General features: G+C 75.1%; 19 protein-coding genes. 11 read left to right on the top strand and 8 right to left on the bottom strand.

Annotation, left to right across the window (positions count from 1 at the left end; translation table 11 throughout):
• Positions 1–867: 867 nt before the first annotated feature.
• The 6 genes from ASF47_RS02000 (at position 868) to ASF47_RS01975 (ending at position 7,501) form a co-directional block, all read left to right on the top strand.
• Entirely contained in the window at positions 868–2,340 is a 1,473-nt protein-coding gene (locus ASF47_RS02000; RefSeq protein WP_235558580.1) for a pyridoxal phosphate-dependent decarboxylase family protein, read from the top strand.
• Complete coding sequence (locus tag ASF47_RS01995; RefSeq protein WP_235558579.1) at positions 2,337–3,764, top strand: lysine N(6)-hydroxylase/L-ornithine N(5)-oxygenase family protein; 1,428 nt, start codon at positions 2,337–2,339, stop codon at positions 3,762–3,764. The genes ASF47_RS02000 and ASF47_RS01995 overlap by 4 nt, the downstream gene beginning before the upstream one ends.
• A complete protein-coding gene (locus ASF47_RS01990) occupies positions 3,761–4,312 on the top strand; it encodes a GNAT family N-acetyltransferase (protein WP_082499909.1) in 552 nt (183 codons plus the stop codon). The genes ASF47_RS01995 and ASF47_RS01990 overlap by 4 nt, the downstream gene beginning before the upstream one ends.
• Positions 4,309–6,216, top strand: coding sequence for an IucA/IucC family protein (locus ASF47_RS01985; protein WP_082499908.1), 1,908 nt, complete (start codon positions 4,309–4,311; stop codon positions 6,214–6,216). The genes ASF47_RS01990 and ASF47_RS01985 overlap by 4 nt, the downstream gene beginning before the upstream one ends.
• A 34-nt stretch (positions 6,217–6,250) precedes the next feature.
• Positions 6,251–6,775 carry a 2'-5' RNA ligase family protein gene (locus ASF47_RS01980; protein ID WP_056862328.1) on the top strand — a complete coding sequence of 175 codons (525 nt, stop codon included), beginning with the start codon at positions 6,251–6,253 and terminating at the stop codon, positions 6,773–6,775.
• Between the two features lie 99 nt (positions 6,776–6,874).
• Positions 6,875–7,501 carry a pentapeptide repeat-containing protein gene (locus ASF47_RS01975; protein WP_056862327.1) on the top strand — a complete coding sequence of 209 codons (627 nt, stop codon included), beginning with the start codon at positions 6,875–6,877 and terminating at the stop codon, positions 7,499–7,501.
• An 80-nt stretch (positions 7,502–7,581) separates the two neighbouring features.
• On the opposite strand, the gene ASF47_RS01970 is transcribed toward ASF47_RS01975, so the two are convergent.
• The 5 genes from ASF47_RS01970 to ASF47_RS01950 all read right to left on the bottom strand — a co-directional run bounded on the left by ASF47_RS01970 (position 7,582) and on the right by ASF47_RS01950 (position 11,540).
• Positions 7,582–7,851, bottom strand: coding sequence for an amphi-Trp domain-containing protein (locus tag ASF47_RS01970; protein WP_056862326.1), 270 nt, complete (start codon positions 7,849–7,851; stop codon positions 7,582–7,584).
• 83 nt (positions 7,852–7,934) lie between these two features.
• Positions 7,935–8,651, bottom strand: coding sequence for an AmiS/UreI family transporter (locus ASF47_RS01965; RefSeq protein ID WP_082499907.1), 717 nt, complete (start codon positions 8,649–8,651; stop codon positions 7,935–7,937).
• Between the two features lie 91 nt (positions 8,652–8,742).
• A complete protein-coding gene (locus ASF47_RS01960) occupies positions 8,743–10,032 on the bottom strand; it encodes a hypothetical protein (protein ID WP_056862325.1) in 1,290 nt (429 codons plus the stop codon).
• 200 nt (positions 10,033–10,232) lie between these two features.
• Positions 10,233–10,901: a DUF6461 domain-containing protein gene (locus tag ASF47_RS01955; protein WP_056862324.1), complete on the bottom strand. Its 669-nt coding sequence runs from the start codon at positions 10,899–10,901 to the stop codon at positions 10,233–10,235.
• A 45-nt stretch (positions 10,902–10,946) separates the two neighbouring features.
• Positions 10,947–11,540, bottom strand: coding sequence for a TetR/AcrR family transcriptional regulator C-terminal domain-containing protein (locus tag ASF47_RS01950; protein ID WP_056862323.1), 594 nt, complete (start codon positions 11,538–11,540; stop codon positions 10,947–10,949).
• 114 nt (positions 11,541–11,654) lie between these two features.
• Here ASF47_RS01950 and ASF47_RS01945 point away from each other — a divergent pair, with 114 nt between their 5' ends.
• Genes ASF47_RS01945 through ASF47_RS01930 form a run of 4 tightly spaced genes read left to right on the top strand, consistent with a single transcriptional unit; the run spans position 11,655 to position 14,018 of the window.
• Positions 11,655–12,335 carry a biotin transporter BioY gene (locus ASF47_RS01945; protein ID WP_082500011.1) on the top strand — a complete coding sequence of 227 codons (681 nt, stop codon included), beginning with the start codon at positions 11,655–11,657 and terminating at the stop codon, positions 12,333–12,335.
• Positions 12,336–12,354: 19 nt separating this feature from the next.
• Positions 12,355–13,056 (top strand): energy-coupling factor ABC transporter ATP-binding protein, encoded by a 702-nt coding sequence (locus ASF47_RS01940; RefSeq protein WP_056862322.1) that lies wholly within the window; start codon positions 12,355–12,357, stop codon positions 13,054–13,056.
• Positions 13,053–13,667: an energy-coupling factor transporter transmembrane component T family protein gene (locus ASF47_RS01935; protein WP_082499906.1), complete on the top strand. Its 615-nt coding sequence runs from the start codon at positions 13,053–13,055 to the stop codon at positions 13,665–13,667. Before ASF47_RS01940 ends, ASF47_RS01935 begins: the two co-directional genes overlap by 4 nt.
• Positions 13,668–13,703: 36 nt before the next feature.
• Positions 13,704–14,018, top strand: a complete 315-nt coding sequence (locus ASF47_RS01930) for a hypothetical protein (protein WP_056862320.1) — start codon at positions 13,704–13,706, stop codon at positions 14,016–14,018.
• A gap of 36 nt (positions 14,019–14,054) precedes the next feature.
• On the opposite strand, the gene ASF47_RS01925 is transcribed toward ASF47_RS01930, so the two are convergent.
• The 3 genes from ASF47_RS01925 to ASF47_RS01915 all read right to left on the bottom strand — a co-directional run bounded on the left by ASF47_RS01925 (position 14,055) and on the right by ASF47_RS01915 (position 16,597).
• The gene (locus ASF47_RS01925; RefSeq protein WP_056862319.1) at positions 14,055–15,485 is read right to left on the bottom strand and encodes an amidase; all 1,431 of its coding nucleotides are present in this window, start codon (positions 15,483–15,485) and stop codon (positions 14,055–14,057) included.
• A gap of 29 nt (positions 15,486–15,514) precedes the next feature.
• A complete protein-coding gene (locus tag ASF47_RS20485) occupies positions 15,515–15,934 on the bottom strand; it encodes a DUF6264 family protein (RefSeq protein ID WP_156697686.1) in 420 nt (139 codons plus the stop codon).
• Between the two features lie 96 nt (positions 15,935–16,030).
• Complete coding sequence (locus ASF47_RS01915) at positions 16,031–16,597, bottom strand: NAD(P)H-dependent oxidoreductase (RefSeq protein WP_056862318.1); 567 nt, start codon at positions 16,595–16,597, stop codon at positions 16,031–16,033.
• A gap of 189 nt (positions 16,598–16,786) precedes the next feature.
• Here ASF47_RS01915 and ASF47_RS01910 point away from each other — a divergent pair, with 189 nt between their 5' ends.
• The gene (locus ASF47_RS01910) at positions 16,787–17,383 is read left to right on the top strand and encodes a TetR/AcrR family transcriptional regulator (protein WP_056862317.1); all 597 of its coding nucleotides are present in this window, start codon (positions 16,787–16,789) and stop codon (positions 17,381–17,383) included.
• Positions 17,384–17,388: the final 5 nt, after the last annotated feature.

Raw genomic sequence — 17,388 nt, 5'->3', positions numbered from 1 at the left:
GCACGGCCCCGGTGCACCGGGGTTCCCGACCCTGCGACCGGCCCGGTGACCAGCCCGGTGACCGGCCCGGTGACCGGCGCGTGGGTCGGCCCGGTGGTCGGCGTCGGTGAGTGGCGGGAGACGACACCTGCGGCGGTCCTCGACCCGTCGTACGCCGCCACTTCTCGGGCGACCCGGCCGGCGACGCGAAGCGCCCCCGCGTCGTGGGGTCGACAGCGCTCGCGGTGACCGATCGCGCGCAGTGGCGGGAGACGATACCTGCGGCTGCTGTCGACACGGTCGCTGACGTGGTTCCTGCGGAGCAGGCGTCTCGAGGGCCTCCCTCCTCGACCACCGCGTGCGTGGGTGGTTTCGAGACGGTCGCTGGCGCTCCCTCCTCAACCACCGTGACGGGTCGCTGGCGTGGCTCCTGCGGAGCGAGCGTCTCGAGGGCCTCCCTCCTCGACCACCGCGTGCGTGGGTGATTTCGAGACGGTCGCTGGCGCTCCCTCCTCAACCACCGTGACGGGTCGCTGACGTGGTTCCTGCGGAGCAGGCGTCTCGAGGGCCTCCCTCCTTTACCACCGCGCGGGTGGGTGGTTTCGAGACGGTCGCTGGCGCTCCCTCCTCAACCACCGTGACGGGTCGCTGGCGTGGCTCCTGCGGAGCGAGCGTCTCGAGGGGCTCCCTCCTCAACCACCGTGACGGCCCGCAGGGGCGTCGGTCGCCGGCGTGGTCCCTGGGGAACGAGCGCAGCGAGCGTCTCGAAGGGCTCCTTCCCCACCACCGGGCCACGGTGTGACGTTCGTCCTCCGAGACCACGGATGCAGACTTAGGCAAACCTAACTAAGGTGAGCCTTACCTGACCTGATCTCGGAAGGATCTCCGGTGCCCCCCTCCCCTCGCGCCCTGGCGCACCTGTTCCACCCCGACCACGCCGACGCCTACGTCGCCTCGATGCGCCTCGGCGTCGACCACCTCGCCGACGCCCTGACCCGGGTGTCCGGCCCGGCGACCGGGGTCGGCCCGGCGCAGGCGGCCAAGCCGGTGCTCGACGTCGACCTCGACGCCCCCCTCGAGGACCCGGCGGCGGCGCTGGAGGAGATGGGTCGGCTGTGGCTCGACGACACGGTGTGGTTCCACGAGCCGACCTACGCCGCCCACCTCAACTGCCCCGTCGTGATCCCCGCCCTGCTGGCCGAGGTCTTCGTCTCCGGGGTCAACGCCAGTCTCGACACCTTCGACCAGAGCGTCGCCGGCACCTTCGTCGAGCGCCACCTGGTGGCGTGGACCGCGGGGCGCATCGGCTGGGCCACCGGCCCCGGCGCCGGCACGGTCGCCGACGGGATCTTCACCAGCGGCGGCTCGCAGTCCAACCTCCAGGCCCTGCACCTGGCCCGCGACCGCGCCCTCGCCGCCGGGGCGGCGCTCGCCGACCTGCGGGTCCTGGCCTCGGTCGACGCGCACTTCAGCGTGCAGAAGTCGGCCCGTCTGCTCGGCCTGCCCGCCGAGGCGGTCGTGGCCGTCGGGGTCGACGCCCGGCGTCGGCTCGACCCCGCCCGTCTGACGCGCGCCCTCGACGCCGTCGCGGCCGAGGGCCGCACCGCGATGGCGGTCGTCGCCACCGCCGGCACGACCGACTTCGGCGCCATCGACCCGCTGGCGCAGGTGGCCGACCTGACCGAGCGGCACGGCTGCTGGCTGCACGTGGACGCGGCGTACGGCGGGGGGCTGCTGGTCTCCCCCACCCAGCGCGGGCGCCTCGACGGGATCGAGCGGGCCGACTCGGTGACCGTCGACTTCCACAAGACGTGGTTCCAGCCCGTCTCCTCCAGCGCCGTGCTCGTGCGCGACGCGCGCACGCTGGGCCACGTGGCGTGGCACGCCGACTACCTCAACCCCCGCGACCCCGGCGGCGCGGCGAGCCCGAACCAGGTCGACAAGAGCCTGCAGACCACCCGGCGCTTCGACGCGCTGAAGCTGTGGCTGACGTTGCGCGTGATGGGCCCGGAGGTCATCGGGGAGTACGTCGACACCGTCACCCGCCTGGCCCGCGAGGTCGGTGAGCACCTGGCCGCCGACCGCCGCGTCGAGCTCGCGGCCGTGCCGGAGCTGAGCACGGTGGTCTTCCGCTACCGCCCGCCGGGGCTCGGCGAGGACTCCGCCGACCGGCTGGTGCCGCTGGTGCGCTCGGCGCTCTACGAGCGCGGCCTCGGCATGGTCGCGGCCACCACCCTGGAGGGCCGGCGCTGGCTCAAGCTGACCCTGCTCAACCCGATGGCCACCACCGAGGACCTGCTCGGCGTCGTGGACCACTGCGTCGCCCTGGCCGAGGAGCTGCTCGCGGAGGTGGCCGCGTGAGCGCCTCCACCTCCGCCTCCGCCACCGCCGCCGCCGCCCCCTCGACCGGCCGGGTGCACGACCTGGTCGGCATCGGCCTGGGCCCCTTCAACCTCGGCCTCGCCTGCCTCGCCGACCCCCTCGACGACCTTGACGCGGTCTTCCTCGAGGCCCGCGACGGGCTGGCCTGGCACCCGGGCATGATGCTCGACGACGCGACCCTCCAGGTGCCGTTCCTGGCCGACCTGGTCACCATGGCCGACCCGACGTCGCGGTGGTCCTTCCTCAACTTCCTCAAGCAGACCGGGCACCTCTACCCCTTCTACGTGCGCGAGTCGTTCTACCCGCTGCGCCGCGAGTACGACGACTACTGCCGCTGGGCCGCCGAGGGTCTCGCCTCGGTGCGCTTCGGCTGCCCCGTCGTGCGCGTCGAGCACACCGACGACCTCGACCTCGACGCCCACCCGGGGCTGAGGGACCGGCTGCACGAGGGGCTCGACCCCCACGGGGCCGCGGGCGCGGCGTACGTCGTGACGACGGCCTCGGGCGAGACCGTGCTGGGGCGCCGCCTCGTGCTCGGGGTCGGCACCCGCCCGCGCGTGCCCGACAGCGTGCGCGCGGCCGGCGGGCCCGCCCTGCACTCCGCCGACTACCTGTCGCACAAGCGGCGGCTGCAGCAGCAGCGCTCGATCACCGTGGTCGGGAGCGGGCAGAGCGCTGCCGAGATCTATCGCGACCTGCTGGCCGAGTCGCCCGGGCACGACTACGAGCTGACCTGGCTGACCCGCAGCCCGCGCTTCTTCCCCATGGAGTACACCAAGCTCACCCTCGAGCTGACCTCGCCGGAGTACTCCGCCTACTTCCAGGGCCTCGACGCCGGCACCCGCGAGCGGCTGCTGCGCGAGCAGCGCTCGCTCTACAAGGGCATCAGCGGCGACCTGGTCGACGAGATCTCCGACCTGCACTACCGGCTGCGGGTGCAGGGCGCCGGACCGCGGACCACGCTGGTGAGCGCCACCACCCTCACCGGCGCCCGCTGGGACGGCGAGGCCTACGACCTCGACCTGCACCACGACGAGACCGGCGAGGACTTCGGGCTGCGCACCGAGGTCCTCGTGCTCGCCACCGGCTACGAGGCCTCGGTGCCGGACTTCCTCGACCCCGTGCGCCACCGGCTGCGTCTCGACGAGCGCGGCCGCTACCTCGCCGACTCCCGCTACGCCGTCGACCGGACCGGCCGCGAGGTCTTCGTGCAGAACGGCGAGGAGCACACCCACGGGTTCGTCGCCCCCGACCTCGGCATGGGCGCCTACCGCAGCTCCGCGATCCTCGCCGCCGTCACCGGCCGTGAGGTCTACCCCCTGGAGAAGCGGGTGGCCGTGCAGAGCTTCGGCGTGCCCGAGCACCTGCGCCGGGCCCCCGCCGGGCAGGGGGCGACGCGGTGAGGGCGACCCTGGGCCCGCTGCCCCTCGACCCCGCCACCCTGCGGCTGCTCCACGCCTGGGTCACCCACCCGCGCTCGGCCTTCTGGCAGATGCAGGGCGCCACCTACGACGACGTGGCCGTCGAGTACGTCGGCATCGCCGCCTCCCCCACCCACGACGCCTGGCTGGGCCGCGTCGACGGGGAGCCGACCTTCCTCGCCGAGACCTACGACCCCGCCGCCGACCCGCACCTGCGCGACCTGCCCGAGCTCGAGCCCGGCGACCTGGGCATGCACGTGCTCGTCGCCCCGCCCACCGGGTCACCGCGCCCCGGGCTGACCCGCGCGGTCCTCGCCGCGGTGATGGCCCACTGCCTCGCCGACCCCGCGGTGCGCCGCGTCGTGGTGGAGCCCGACGTGCGCAACGACGCCATCGCCGCGCTCAACGCCGAGGCCGGCTTCGTCGTGGCCCGCCACGTCGCCCTGCCCGGCAAGACCGCCGCCCTGTCCTTCTGCACCCGCGAGGCCCACGCCGCCTCCCGCCTCTCCCGACTGGAGACCACCCGATGACGCTGACCCACCCCACCGAGCACCCGTCCGAGCGTCCGAGCCAGCACCCCACCGGGCACGCCGCCGACCCGACGGGCCCGGCCCCGCGGGCCGTCGACCCCGCCGACCACCTCGCCCCGGAGCACCTCGCCGTCGCACAGCGACACCTGGTGGCCAAGGCGATCGCGGAGTACGCCCACGAGCGGATCATCGCCCCCGTGCCCGACCCCGGGGCCGGGCCCGGGGCCGGGCCCGGCGTCGCGCCGGAAGCGGCCGCGGCGACCGACCCGGCGGCCTGGCTGCTGGAGACCGGGCGCGGGGCGGCGTACCGCTTCCGGGCGCGGCGGCTGGCCCTGGAGCACTGGGCGATCGAGGAGGAGAGCCTCGAGCGGCGCGTGGACGGCGAGCCCGCGCCCCTCGACGCCCAGGAGCTCGTGGTCGAGCTCGCCCCCGTGCTCGGCATCCCCGACGCGCTGGTGCCGACCTACCTCGAGGAGGTCGCCAGCACCCTGGCCGCGGCCTGCTGGAAGCTCGCGCACCGCCGGGTGCCGGTGGCCGAGCTGCTCGGGGCCGACTACCAGGAGGTCGAGGCGGCGATGACCGAGGGCCACCCCGGCTTCGTGGCCAACAACGGGCGCATCGGCTTCGACCTCGACGACTACACCGCCTACGCCCCCGAGGCCGGGCGAGCGGTGCGGCTGGTGTGGCTGGCCGCCCGGCGCAGCGTCACCCGGCTCTCGCTGGGCGCCGGGCTCAGCGAGGAGCGGCTGTGGGCCGGCGAGCTCGACCCCGAGGTGCGGGCGGGCTTCGCGGCGCGGCTGCTCGCGCTGGGCCTGGACCCCGACGACTACACCTACCTGCCGCTGCACCCCTGGCAGTGGCGCAGCAAGGTCGCGGTCACCTTCGCCCCCGACCTCGCCCGCCGCGACCTCGTGCACCTCGGCGAGGGCCCCGACGCCTACCGGGCCCAGCAGTCGATCCGCACCTTCTTCAACACCGACCGCCCCGAGCGGCACTACGTCAAGACCGCCCTGGCCATCCAGAACATGGGCTTCGTGCGGGGCCTCTCCCCCGCCTACATGGCCGTCACCCCCGCCGTCAACGACTGGGTGGCCGACCTCGTCGCCGGCGACCCCACGCTGGCCGGCTGCGGCTTCACGGTGCTGCGCGAGCGCGCGGCGGTCGGCTACACCGGCGACGCCTTCCACAGGCACACCGCCACCTCGCCCTACCGCAAGATGCTCGCGGCGCTGTGGCGCGAGAGCCCGCTGCCGCGGACCGGCCCCGGTGAGCGGCTGGCCACCATGGCCTCGCTGCTGCACCGCGACGCCGAGGGGCGGGCGCTGGCCACCGCGATGGTCGAGGCCTCGTCGCTGGACGCGCGGGAGTGGCTGCGCAGCTACCTGCACGCCTACGTGCGCCCGCTCGTGCACTGCCTGCTCGCCCACGACCTGGCCTTCATGCCCCACGGGGAGAACCTCGTGCTCGTGCTGCGCGACCACGTGCCGGTGCGGGCGCTGATGAAGGACGTCGGCGAGGAGGTCGCGGTCATGCACCCCGACCGTCCGCTGCCGGCCGAGGTGGAGCGGGTGCGCGCCGACGTCGAGCCCGACGTCAAGGCGCTCGCGCTGCACACCGACGTCCTCGACGGCGTGCTGCGCCACCTCGCCGCGATCCTGCACGTCGACGGCGTGCTCGACCAGGACGACTTCTGGGCCGAGGTCGCGCGCTGCCTCGACCAGCACGCCGAGGAGCACCCGGAGCTCGCCGACGCCGTGGCGGCCTACGACCTGCGTCGCCCCGCCTTCCGCCACTCCTGCCTCAACCGGCTCCAGCTGCGCAACACGCTGCAGATGGTCGACCTCGCCGACCAGTCCTCCTCGCTGCTCTACGCCGGGGAGCTGGTCAACCCGGTGGCCCGCTGAGGGCGGGCCCCGCCCCGACGGGGAGGATGGCGCGGTGGGGTGGCCGGGACACAGCGTGCTGCAGGTGCCGGTGGCGCCGCTGGACGGGTTCGTGCGCGGGCTCACCGGCCGGCAGGACGCGGCGTACCTGTCGCGCGACCCGGGCTTCACCCACGCCCACGTCACCGTGCTCGGGCCGTTCCTGGCCTCCCCCGACGCCGCCGAGACCGAGCGGGTGCGGCGCGTGGTGGCCTCGGTGGCGGCCTTCGAGGTGGTGCTGGAGCGGGTGGCGCGCTTCCCCGACGGCACGCTCCACCTCGTGCCGGAGCCCGACGGGCCCTTCCGCGAGCTCACCGCGCGACTGGCCGAGGCCTTCCCGCAGTGCCCGCCCTACGAGGGGCGGTACGCCGAGCTGCACCCGCACCTCACCCTCGACCTGGCCGGCCCCGGCGTCGACGAGGACTCGCTGCGCCGCGACCTCGGCGACCTGCTGCCGGCCCGCTGCCGCGCCGAGCGGGTCGACCTCGCGTGGTGGGAGCAGGGCGCGACCCGGCGGTTGGCCTGGTGGCCGCTCGGCTGACCCTGCCGTCGGGGCCGCCGTCGGCGCCCCTGGCTACGGTGAGCCCCGTGAACCCGATGACCCCTGTGACCCCGGTGACCCAGCCACCCGGGACCTCTCGTGGGTGAGGCGCCCGACGGCGCGGAGGGGCGGACCTTCCGCGGCGAGGACTGGTACGCCGAGGACCTCGCCGCCGCCCGCTTCGTCGACTGCGCCTTCGTCGGCGTCGACCTCTCCGAGGTCACGACGAGGGGCGCGCTCTTCGAGCGCTGCCGCTTCGACTCCTGCCGACTCAACTCCTCGGTGCACGTGGCCACGGCCTTCGTGGGCTGCGAGCTGCGCGGCTGCAACCTCTTCGACGCGACCTTCGAGGGCTGCAAGACGACGGGCTCGACCTTCGCCTCGTGCACGACCCGGCCGATGCGGGTCGTCGGCGGGCAGTGGCGCGCCGTCGGTCTGCGGGGCGCCCGGCTCGCCGGGCTCGACCTCACCGGGCTCGACCTGCGCGAGAGCGACCTCGCGCTGGCCGACCTCACCGGCACGGTCCTGCGCGAGGCGCGGCTGGGCGGGGCGAGCCTGCGCGAGGCCGACCTCGCGGGCGCCGACCTGCGCGGGGCCGACCTCGCGGGCGTCGACCTGGCCTCGGCGAGACTCGACGGCACGCGGCTCGACCTCGCCGGCGCCGTGCTGCTCGCCGAGCAGCACGGCGCCACCGTCGACATCGGTCGACGCGAGACCGCCGGCTGAGGCGACCCCGGCGAGCGGTGGTCGAGTCGGGAGCCTCAGCGGGCGTCGCGCGAGCATCCGCACCGAGCGCCGCCGACGGGTCAGACCACGTCGCCGCCGGCCTCGTCGCCCTCGTCCGACGACGGCGCGTCGTCGACCGACCAGGTCAGCTGGAACTCGACCTCCTCCTCGCCGTCACCGCGCTCGTGCTCGATGGAGAACTGCGCGCGCTGCGGCACCCGGAAGCGCTCCCCGGCGATCTGGATCCGGAACGACTCGCCCTTCTCCAGCGCGTCGGCGAGCCGGCGCAGCTTGGCGACCACCTCGTCGGTGGCGTAGATCTGCTCGATGTCTCGGTCCTGCTTGGCCACGGCGTCTCCCGGTCGTCACTCGGCGGCCGCCGGCGGCGACCATGTGCCCCGAACCTAGGCGGACGGTGGTCGCCGCCGACTCCTCAGACCGCGGCCGGCTCCGCGCGACGGCGCCCCGGGGTCCCACCGGTGGCGTCCACCCCGGGCTCCCCCGAGGCCGCTGCGGGCCCCGCGGGCCCCGTGGGCTCCGTGGGCTGCGAGGTGGACGCCGCCGTGTCGGCCAGGTCGACCCGCGAGAGCGGCACGAGCGCGAGCGCCGTGACGGCGATCGAGGCGAGCACGGCCCAGGTCGGCACCCGCCCCCACTCGCCGAGCAGGAGCAGGAAGCCCGGCACCGTGCAGGTGGTGAAGGCCAGGATGAGGGTGAACCAACCCGTGAGGGCGGTGAGCCGCTCGCGGCCGAGGGCCAGGACGAGGAAGAACAGCGTCCACAGCACCGACCACTGCAGCCAGAGCAGGCCGGTCGGGGTGTCGTCGAAGCGGACGATGTTGACGACGCCGAAGCCGAGGGCCATGACGGCGACCCACAGCGAGTACCACCCGACGCCGGTGCTGGCGTAGCCGGCCAGGTTGCAGATGCCGACGTAGAGGTAGGTGAACCCGAACAGGAAGATCCCGGCGGCGCCGAGGATCTCGTCGGGGGTGTCGGCGGTGGCGATGAGGAAGAACGGGATCGCCGTCTGCAGCGCTCCCACGAAGAGGTTGAAGACGCCGGCGCCCTTCGCGTCGATCCTGCCGAGGAGCAGCAGGCCGTTGACGAAGAGGGCGGCGCCGACGAAGGTCAGTCCGACCGAGGACATGGCGGGGCCTTTCTCGAGGGGTGTCCTGAGGAGGACGGTGCGGGGTCCGGTGCGGGGTCCGGTGCCGGGTCCGGCGCCGGGGTCGGTCGGGTCAGAAGTAGGCGTTGCCCGGGAAGCCGCTGCCGTTGACCTCGTGGTCGCCGATCGCGGAGGCCTTGAGGTAGGTCGGGTTGTGGGTCGCGATGGTGCGCACGTTGCGCCAGTGGCGGTCGAGGTTGTGCACCCGCTGGGTCGCCGAGGCGCCGCCGACGTCGAAGATGCGGGCGGCGGTGGCGTAGGAGAACCGGTCGACGGCGACCTTGGCCTGGGCGGCGGCCAGCTGCGCGGCCTCGGCGGCCTCGGGGGTCGGCAGCCCGTCGACGACCGAGTCGACCGCGTCCTGGAGCCGGTCGGCGGCTGCGAGCACGATGGCCTCCGCGGCGAACACGTCGGCCGAGATCTCCCCCACCACCTGCAGCACCTGGGCGTCGTGGCGGGGCTGCTGGGGCACGTGGGCGTGGCTGAAGCCGCGGGTGCGGCTGCGCACCCGCTCCACCGCGTCGTTGCGCACGCTGCGGAGCACGCCGGCGGTGACGGCCTGCAGGTAGAGCTGGAGGAAGGCGCCCTGGTAGCTGGGGGCCTGGGGCCCGTCGGGCTCGCCGAGGTCGAAGAACTCACCGGGCTCGACCCGCACGTCGTCGAGGATGGTGGTCCCGGTGCCGGTCATGCGCTGGCCGAAGCCGTCCCAGTCGTCGGCGATCGTCACCCCGGCGCGGTCGACCGGGATGACGGCGCCGGCGATGCGGCCCTCGGGCGCTGCGGCCCAGATCTGGGTGTAGTCGGAGTAGATGCTCCCGGTGGAGTAGAACTTGGTGCCGTCGAGCCGGAAGCCGCCGTCACCGGAGGGGTCGGGGGTGATCGTGGTGTCGAAGTGCAGCCCCACCGGCTTGGCGCTCTGCTCGCTGAAGCCGTTGCCGACGAGCGCCCCGGACGTGATGAGGTCGATGCCGTGCGCCCGCGCGGCGGCGTCGTCGGTCTGGAGCTGCTGCTCGACGAACCAGTAGTGGGCCCGCACGATGTGGGCCAGGTTGGAGTCGGCCTCGGCCAGTGCGATGAGCGTGGCGAAGAACTCCCGCATCGTGGCGCCGCCGCCGCCCTCGGCGACCGGCACCCGCAGGCCGCCGAGGCCGGCCTCCTTGAACCACGCCAGCGGCTCGTGGGGCGGGTCGACCTCGAGCTCGCGCTCGGCCGCGCCGGCCCGGATGCGGTGGAGGAGCTCGCGCAGCTCGGGCGACCCCGGGCGTACGGCGGGGCCGCGCCGCGCGCTCCTCGGGCCGGCGGCGGCCGGGGCGGCGGTGTCGCTCGACGAGCGGGCGGTGGTGGGGTGGGTGGGTGCGCTCATGACGGGCCTTCCTGGTCGGTGCGGTGGTCGCCCGAGGACCGACCCGCAAACAGACGTAACTCGACCAAGTTACTTCTATTTGGCCCTCGCCGCGCACCCGTCCCACCACTGACGTGCGTGGTTCTGCCGACACGGCGCACTGCGGAACCGTGCACCGGGCACGCGCCGCGACGGGCCCCGCGGCCCACCGCGGACCGGGATCAGTCCCCCGGGCGCTGCGCCGGCTCGTAGGTGAGCGAGGCCACCCAGTAGCGCTCGACGTCCTGGAGTCGGTCGAGGTCCGCCACGGTCAGCGCGACCCCGGTGACCTGCTCGACCATGGCCAGGGCGACCGCCAGCGCGTCGGGCGGTCCGGTCGGCCCCTCGTCCTCCTCACCCTCCGCGCCGGCGACAGGCGCGGCCGGGACGGCCGGAGCCGGATCCTCGGCGTCGAGGTCGATCCAGGCCTGGTCGAAGAGGGGCCGCAGCTCGGCCGGCACCGTGGAGGGGTCCTCGAGGAAGACGTACTCGTCGGCGTCCAAGACCACCCGCCCGTCGCGGGCGAAGCCGAAGCGGTCGTGGGCCTGCACGTTGGAGCGCGCGACCGCGGCGGTGCGCCCTCCGGCCGAGAGCCGTCGCAGCGCCTCGAGGCTCGGGTCGGCGTAGCCGGTGGGCTCGGCGGCCAGCACGCCACCGGCGACCTCGAGGAGGGCGTAGGCGGAGTGGTCCTCCTCGAAGGCGTCACCCAGCGCGACCCGGCGCCCCAGGTCGACCCCCAGCACCTCGGCCACCTCCTCGCGCGTCGCGCCGGTCACCACGACGAACGTGGCCTCCGTGTCGAGCCCGACCTCCTCGAGGACCTCCGCGTAGTGCTCCGCCGTCGCCGCCATGCGATCACCCTAGGGCGGACCGAGCCCGGCGCCCGAGCCGGCGCCTCAGCCCCGCGGGGGCGGTGCGACGCGACAGCGCAGCCGGATGCCGTCGAGGACGATGCCCAGGCCCGCGGCGAAGTCGGAGCGCTCCCGCGGCTGGTCCTCGATGGCGCCGGCGCTGCCGGCCTGCAGGTGGGTCTGCTCGTCGAGGGTGTGGCCGAAGACGAAGTGCAGCAGGGTCCGCGTCGCCGTGCCGGCCAGGGCCGGGTCGAGGCCGCTGTCGGCCAGCGCGGCGGCCAGGTCGCGCCCGGGGGCGGCGGCGCCGAGGCCGAAGGCGTGCACGGTGGCCACGAGCTCGGCCCCGTCGCGGTAGGCCAGCATCGCCTCGCGCAGCTCGGTGCAGACCGCGACGACACGGTCGTCCCAGGAGCCGTCGCGCACGGTGTCAGGCGGGGTGTCGCGCGGGGCCCGTCCGCGGGCGAGCACCTCGTCGGCCACGGCGGCGAGCAGGGTCTGCTTGCTGGCGAAGTGGTGGTAGAGCGCGCTGGGGCGCACCCCGAGCTCGCCGCCGAGCCGGCGCATCGTGAGGTCGGCGAGGCCGTAGGTGTCGAGCACCTCGACGGCACGGGCCACGATGTCGGGGCGGCGGTAGGACATCTCACTCCTCGGTCGGCCGGCGCACGCGTTGACCACGGACGCCGCACCACCCTAACCTGAACGCCGTTCAGCCGGCGACCGTCCGGCGTGGCCCACCCGCACGACGAGGACCCCATGACGACGCAGCAGCCGGCTCCCGCCTCCGACCACACCACCACCGGCCACCCGGCCGACCACCCCGGCGCCGACCCGGCGTACGACGGACGCGGCGGCTCGACCTCCTCGCGGCTGCGCTCGACGACCACCGGCATCGCGCTGGTCGCCGCCTTCGCGGCGCTCATCTCGGCCTGCGCCTACGTCGGGGCGATCCCCGTGGGCGGCGCCAGCGTGCCGATCACGCTGCAGACCTTCGGCGTGATGCTGGCCGGTTGCCTGCTCGGACCGGTGCGCGGCTTCCTGGCCGTCACCCTCTACCTCGTGCTCGGCGCCGTGGGCCTGCCCGTCTTCGCCGAGCACTCCTCGGGCCTCGGCGTCTTCACCGGCCCCAGCGCCGGCTACCTCGTCGGCTTCCCGCTCGCCGCGCTCGCCGCCGGCGTGCTGGTCACGTACGTCGCCGGGCGCCGCGGCAAGACCCGCGCCCTCGTCGTCTTCGCCTGCTCCTTCGTCGCCAGCGCGCTCGTGCTGCACACCGCCGGCATCGTCGGCATGAAGCTCTACTTCGACGTGTCGTGGCGCGAGGCGATCAGCTACGACGCCCCCTTCTGGATCGGCGACGTCGTCAAGACCTCGCTGGTCGCCCTGGTGGCCGCCGAGGTGCACCGCGCCTTCCCCCAGCTGCTGCACGGCCGTCGCTGACCTCGCGCCGCCCCGCCCCGTGCCCGTCCTCGAGCTCCACGCCGCCGCGGTCACCGTCGACACCACCGACGGCGAGCGCGTGGTGCTGCACCCCACCACCCTGCGGCTGACCGAGCGCCGCGTGGCCGTGATCGGCGCCAACGGCTCCGGCAAGTCGACCCTGGCCCGGCTCTTCAACGGCCTGGTCGAGCCCACCTCCGGCCGCGTGGTCGTCGACGGTCTCGACGTGGCCCGTGAGGCCGGGGCCGTGCGCCGCAGGGTCGGCTTCTGCTTCACCGACCCCGCCGCCCAGCTGGTGATGCCGACCTGCGTCGAGGACGTCGAGCTGTCGCTGCGCCGCCACGAGCGCAACGGCGCACGGCGCCGCGACCGGGCCCTGGAGGTGCTCGAGCGCTACGGCCTCGGCCAGCACGCCGACGTGTCGGTCCACGCCCTGTCGGGGGGCCAGAAGCAGCTGCTGGCCCTGGCCGGGGTGCTGGCCGCGGATCCGGCCGTGCTGGTGGCCGACGAGCCGACGACCCTGCTCGACCTGGCCAACACCCGCCGCGTCGGCGACCTGCTCCTCGGCCTCGACCAGCAGCTGGTGCTCGTGACCCACGACCTCGACCTGGCCGCCCGCTGCGACCGCGTGCTCGTCGTGGAGGACGCCCGCGTGCGCTACGACGGGCCGGCCGCGGCCGGGGTCGCCGACTACGTCGCCTCGGTGGCGGAGCGCTCGTGAGCCAACCGTCGATGGTGGCGATCCACCAGCCCGGCGACACGCTGCTGCACCGTCTGCCCGTGGGCCCCAAGCTGGCCGGCCTCGGCGCGCTCAGCCTCACCATCGTGCTGGTGCGCAGCGCCCCCGCCTCGCTGCTGTTCCTCGCCGTGGCGCTCGGCCTGGCCCTGCTCGCGCGGGTGCGGCTGCCACTGCTGCTCACCGCCGCGCGCGGCGTGCTGCTCATCGCGCTGGTCGCCTCCCTCGTGCAGGGCCTCTTCTACGGCGCTGGCAAGGCCGTCGAGACCTTCGTCGACCTCCTCGCCCTCACCCTCGCCGCGGTCGTGGTCACCGCCACGACGCCGGTCAACGCCATGCTCGACGCGCTCGTGCGCTGGTCGGGCCCGCTGCGCCACGTCGGGGTGCCGCCCGAGCGGGTCGCCCTCACCGTCGGTCTTGCCGTGCAGGCCCTGCCCGGCACCGTCGCCCTGGCGCTGGAGACCCGTGACGCCGCCCGCGCCCGCGGCCTGGGCCGGCACCCCCGCGCCTACCTCACGCCCTTCGTGGTGCGGGTGGTGGCCCGCGCCCACGAGACCGGTGACGCGCTCGCGGCCCGCGGGCTCGGCGACGACTGAGCCGGGCGGTGCGCGGCGGCGCCGTAGGATCGGGGGGTGCTGACCCTCGACCCGCAGACCGCCGACGAGGTCTACCGCGTCGCGCTGGCCGGCGACCGGCGCCCGCCGCTGCGGCGGGCCCTGGTGGTGGCGCTCGACGTCTGGTTCGCCCTGAGCGGCGGCACCCTGGAGTGCTCCTCGGCCGGCACGGTGGAGGTGCACGAGCGACACACCGGGCGCCGGGTGCTGGCCATCGACGTGGAGAACCCCGAGGTCGCCAGCCACACCCTGCACCACCTGCGCACGGAGCTCGCCGAGCTCAGCCCCGAGGAGTTCCGCGAGCAGTGGGGCGTCGACGAGCGGGCGGTCTGAACCCGGCCCGACCTGCCCGACCCATCCGCTCCTGTCTCACCAGCCCGGCGGGCGCCGGTGGTGCCACGGCGCGGCCGCCTCGACCTGCGCGGCCAGCGACAGCAGCAGCTCGTCCTCGGCCGGGCGCCCGGCCAGCATGACGCCGACCGGCAGACCCTCGGCGGTCCAGTGCAGCGGCAGCGAGACCGCCGGCATGCCGGTGACGTTCCACGCCGAGGTCCAGGGCGTGAACGCCTTCTGCGCGGCGAAGTCGGCGGCGGGGTCGGCGTCGTCGCGGATCGCGCCGACCGCCAGCGGCGGGCTCGCCAGGGTCGGGGTGAGCACGGCGTCGTAGGGGGCCAGGGCGGCGAGGGCGTTGGCGGCGTAGCGGCGCATCGCGCCGATCGCCAGGCCGAGCTGGGGGCCGCTGACCGCGTGGCCGCGCTCGGTGAGCCACCGGGTCAGCGGACGCAGCAGCGCCTCGCGGCCGGCCGGTGCGGCCGACAGCGCGGTGAGCACGGCCCAGCAGGTCTCGAAGACCGGCACCGCCTCGGGAGGCAGCGGCACGGGCACGTCGACGACGTCGTGGCCCAGTGACTCCAGCAGCCGCGAGGCGTCCTCCCAGGCGCTCACGCTGGAGGCGTCGACCGGCACGTCGGCGATCACCGGCGCCACGAAGCGGGCGATGCGCAGCCGCCCCGGCTGACGGTCGCAGGCCTCCAGGAAGGTCGTCTGCGGGGGCGCCGCCCAGAAGGGGTCGCCCACCCGGTGCCCCTCGAGCACGTCGAGCAGCGCGGCGGCGTCGCGCACCGTGCGCGCCAGCGGGCCGGCCACCGCGAGGCCCACGGGGTCGCCGTACAGCGGGAAGCCGCTCACGCGACCCCGCGAGGGCTTGAGGCCCACCAGGCCGCAGCAGGAGGCCGGGATGCGGATCGAGCCGCCGCCGTCGGAGCCCTGCGCCACCGGCACCAGACCGGCCGCGACGGCCGCGCCCGCGCCGCCGGAGGAGCCGCCGGCCATGCGGGTGCGGTCCCACGGGGTGACGGCCGCCGGTCGACCCTCGGGCTCGGTGTAGCAGGGCGACCCGAACTCCGGGGTGCTGGTCTTGCCCAGGCTGACCAGGCCACCGTCGTCCACGGCCAGGGCGACAGCGTCGGAGACCTCGGGCACGAAGTCGTCGAAGGCGGCCGAGCCGAAGGTCGTGGGCACGCCGGCGGTGAGGTTGAGGTCCTTGATCGCCGTCGGCACCCCCCACAGCCGCGAGACCGACCCCGACGGCCCCGCCTCGCCCGGGGCGCAGCGCCCCAGGGAGGCGGCGCGCTCGAGGGCGCGCTCGGCGGTCACGGTGACGAAGGCCCCGACGTCGTCGAGGCGCGCCACGCGGTCGAGGTAGTGCTCGGTGAGCTCCAGCGGGGAGACCTCCCCGCGCCGGACCAGGTCGCCCTGCTCGAGGGCGGTGAGCTCGTGGATGTCGTGCAGGTCGACCATGCGCCGACGCTAGCGCCTCGGGGTCGTCCTCAGGACGGCACGCCGCTGAAGGCCAGGGCGACACCCAGCGCGAGGAGACCGGCCCAGACCGGGACCGCCAGCAGCGGCACCCAGAAGGCCACGCGCCGCCGGACCATCCGCACGGTGGACCAGCAGGTCGCGATGAGCAGCACGACCCACGGCGAGCCGGCGGCGACGAGGACCCCGGCGCCGATGCGGCCCGTGTCGCACTGCACCGAGCCGCCGCACCCGTCGGAGACCATCCCGAGGAAGAGGCCGAAGAACGACGCGACGAGCGCGCCCATGGCCAGCACCAGCAGCAGGAGGATCGTGACGGTGACGTCGAGCGGGCGCGAGCGCGGCGCCGCAGGGCGCTCCGGCGGCGGCACCGCCGGCCCGTACGGCGCGTAGGGCACCGATGCGGCGGGGTCGGGCCGGGGGTCGCTCACGCACCGCATGTTACTGACCGTTGCGACCACTACCTGACCGTCACGACTGTCAGCCAGTGGTCTCAACGGTCAGTAAGACGTGTCCCCCCGCGTGTGTCAGGCCGCGGAGGTGGCGGGCTGGTAGGCGGCGAGGGTCTGCACGGCGCCGGTGAGGCGGCCGAGCACCTCGGCGTCGGTGAGCACGTCGACCTCGAGGGCCGACTGCGAGACGAGGACGTCCTCGACGACGGTGGCGCCGGCGATGCCCGCGGAGCGCACGGTGTCGGCGTGGGCCCACTTGCCGCCGTAGGGGGTGGGGGTGGCACCGACGACGCCGAAGGGCTTGCCCACGATGGCGCCGGCGCCGTAGGGGCGCGAGAGCCAGTCGATGGCGTTGTTGAGCACGGCCGGCATCGTGCCGTTGTACTCGGGGGTCACGGCGAGGACCCGGTCGGCCGCGGCGACGCGCTCGCGCAGGGCGACCGCGGCGGCGGGGGCGTCGCCGGCGTCGAGGTCCTCGTTGTAGAACGGCAGGTCGGCGAGGCCGTCGACGATGTCGAGCACGACGCCCTCGGGGGCCTGGTCGCGCAGGACCTCGGCGAGGCGACGGTTGAGGGAGTCGGCGCGCAGGCTGCCGACCAGGACGGCGACGGTGGTGGTCTCGACGGTGGTGGTCTCGGACATGGGGTGCTCCTCGGAGGACGGTCGGCCCCGCCGTCGGGCGGGTCGTGGGGTGCCGGCGGCGGGCCGGCGGGTCTGCGGTCCGGTGGTGCCGGACGGTCCCGATCTTAAACGGACCACAGTCCGTTTCTATTCCCGCACTGCTGTGGAACCGGTCACCCGGCTGGTCCGGCTCCCTAGACTGGGCGCACCATGACCGAGCGGCCCCTCCTCCCCCTCCTCCACGACGCCCCGGTCGAGCGCGCCGACGCGGCCCGCAACCGCGCGGCCCTGCTGGAGGCCGCGGGCCGGCTGATCGGGCGGTGCGGCGGACTGGAGCGGGTCACGATGGAGGCGGTCGCCGCCGAGGCGGGCGTCGGCAAGGGCACCGTCTTCCGCCGCTTCGACTCCCGCGAGGGTCTGATGGCGGCCCTGCTCGACCACTCCGAGACCGCCTGGCAGGCCTCGGTCATCTCCGGCCCGCCGCCGCTCGGGCCCGGCGCTCCCCCGCTCGACCGGCTGCTGGCCTTCGGCCGCTCGCGGATCGAGGCCACGCTGCTCAGCGCCGATCTCATCCGCGCCGCCGGGCGGGCGGGCACGCGGTCCTACGCGGCGTACTCCTTCGTCGCCATGCACGTGCGCCACCTGCTCACCGAGCTCGAGGTGGGCGGCGACCTGCCCCTGCTGGCCACCGCCCTGCTCGCCCCGCTCGAGGTGCCGGTGCTGGAGCAGCAGGTGCGCGTCGAGGGCTTCGCCGTCGAGCGGGTGTACGCCGCCTGGGCCGACCTGGTCCGCCGCGTCGTGGCCTGAGCGGC

The organism is Nocardioides sp. Leaf285 (assembly GCF_001422955.1).
GTDB classification, from domain to species: Bacteria; Actinomycetota; Actinomycetes; order Propionibacteriales; family Nocardioidaceae; genus Nocardioides; species Nocardioides kribbensis.
Note: the sequence above shows the minus strand (reverse complement) of the source record. Positions and strands in the feature narration are given on the sequence as shown.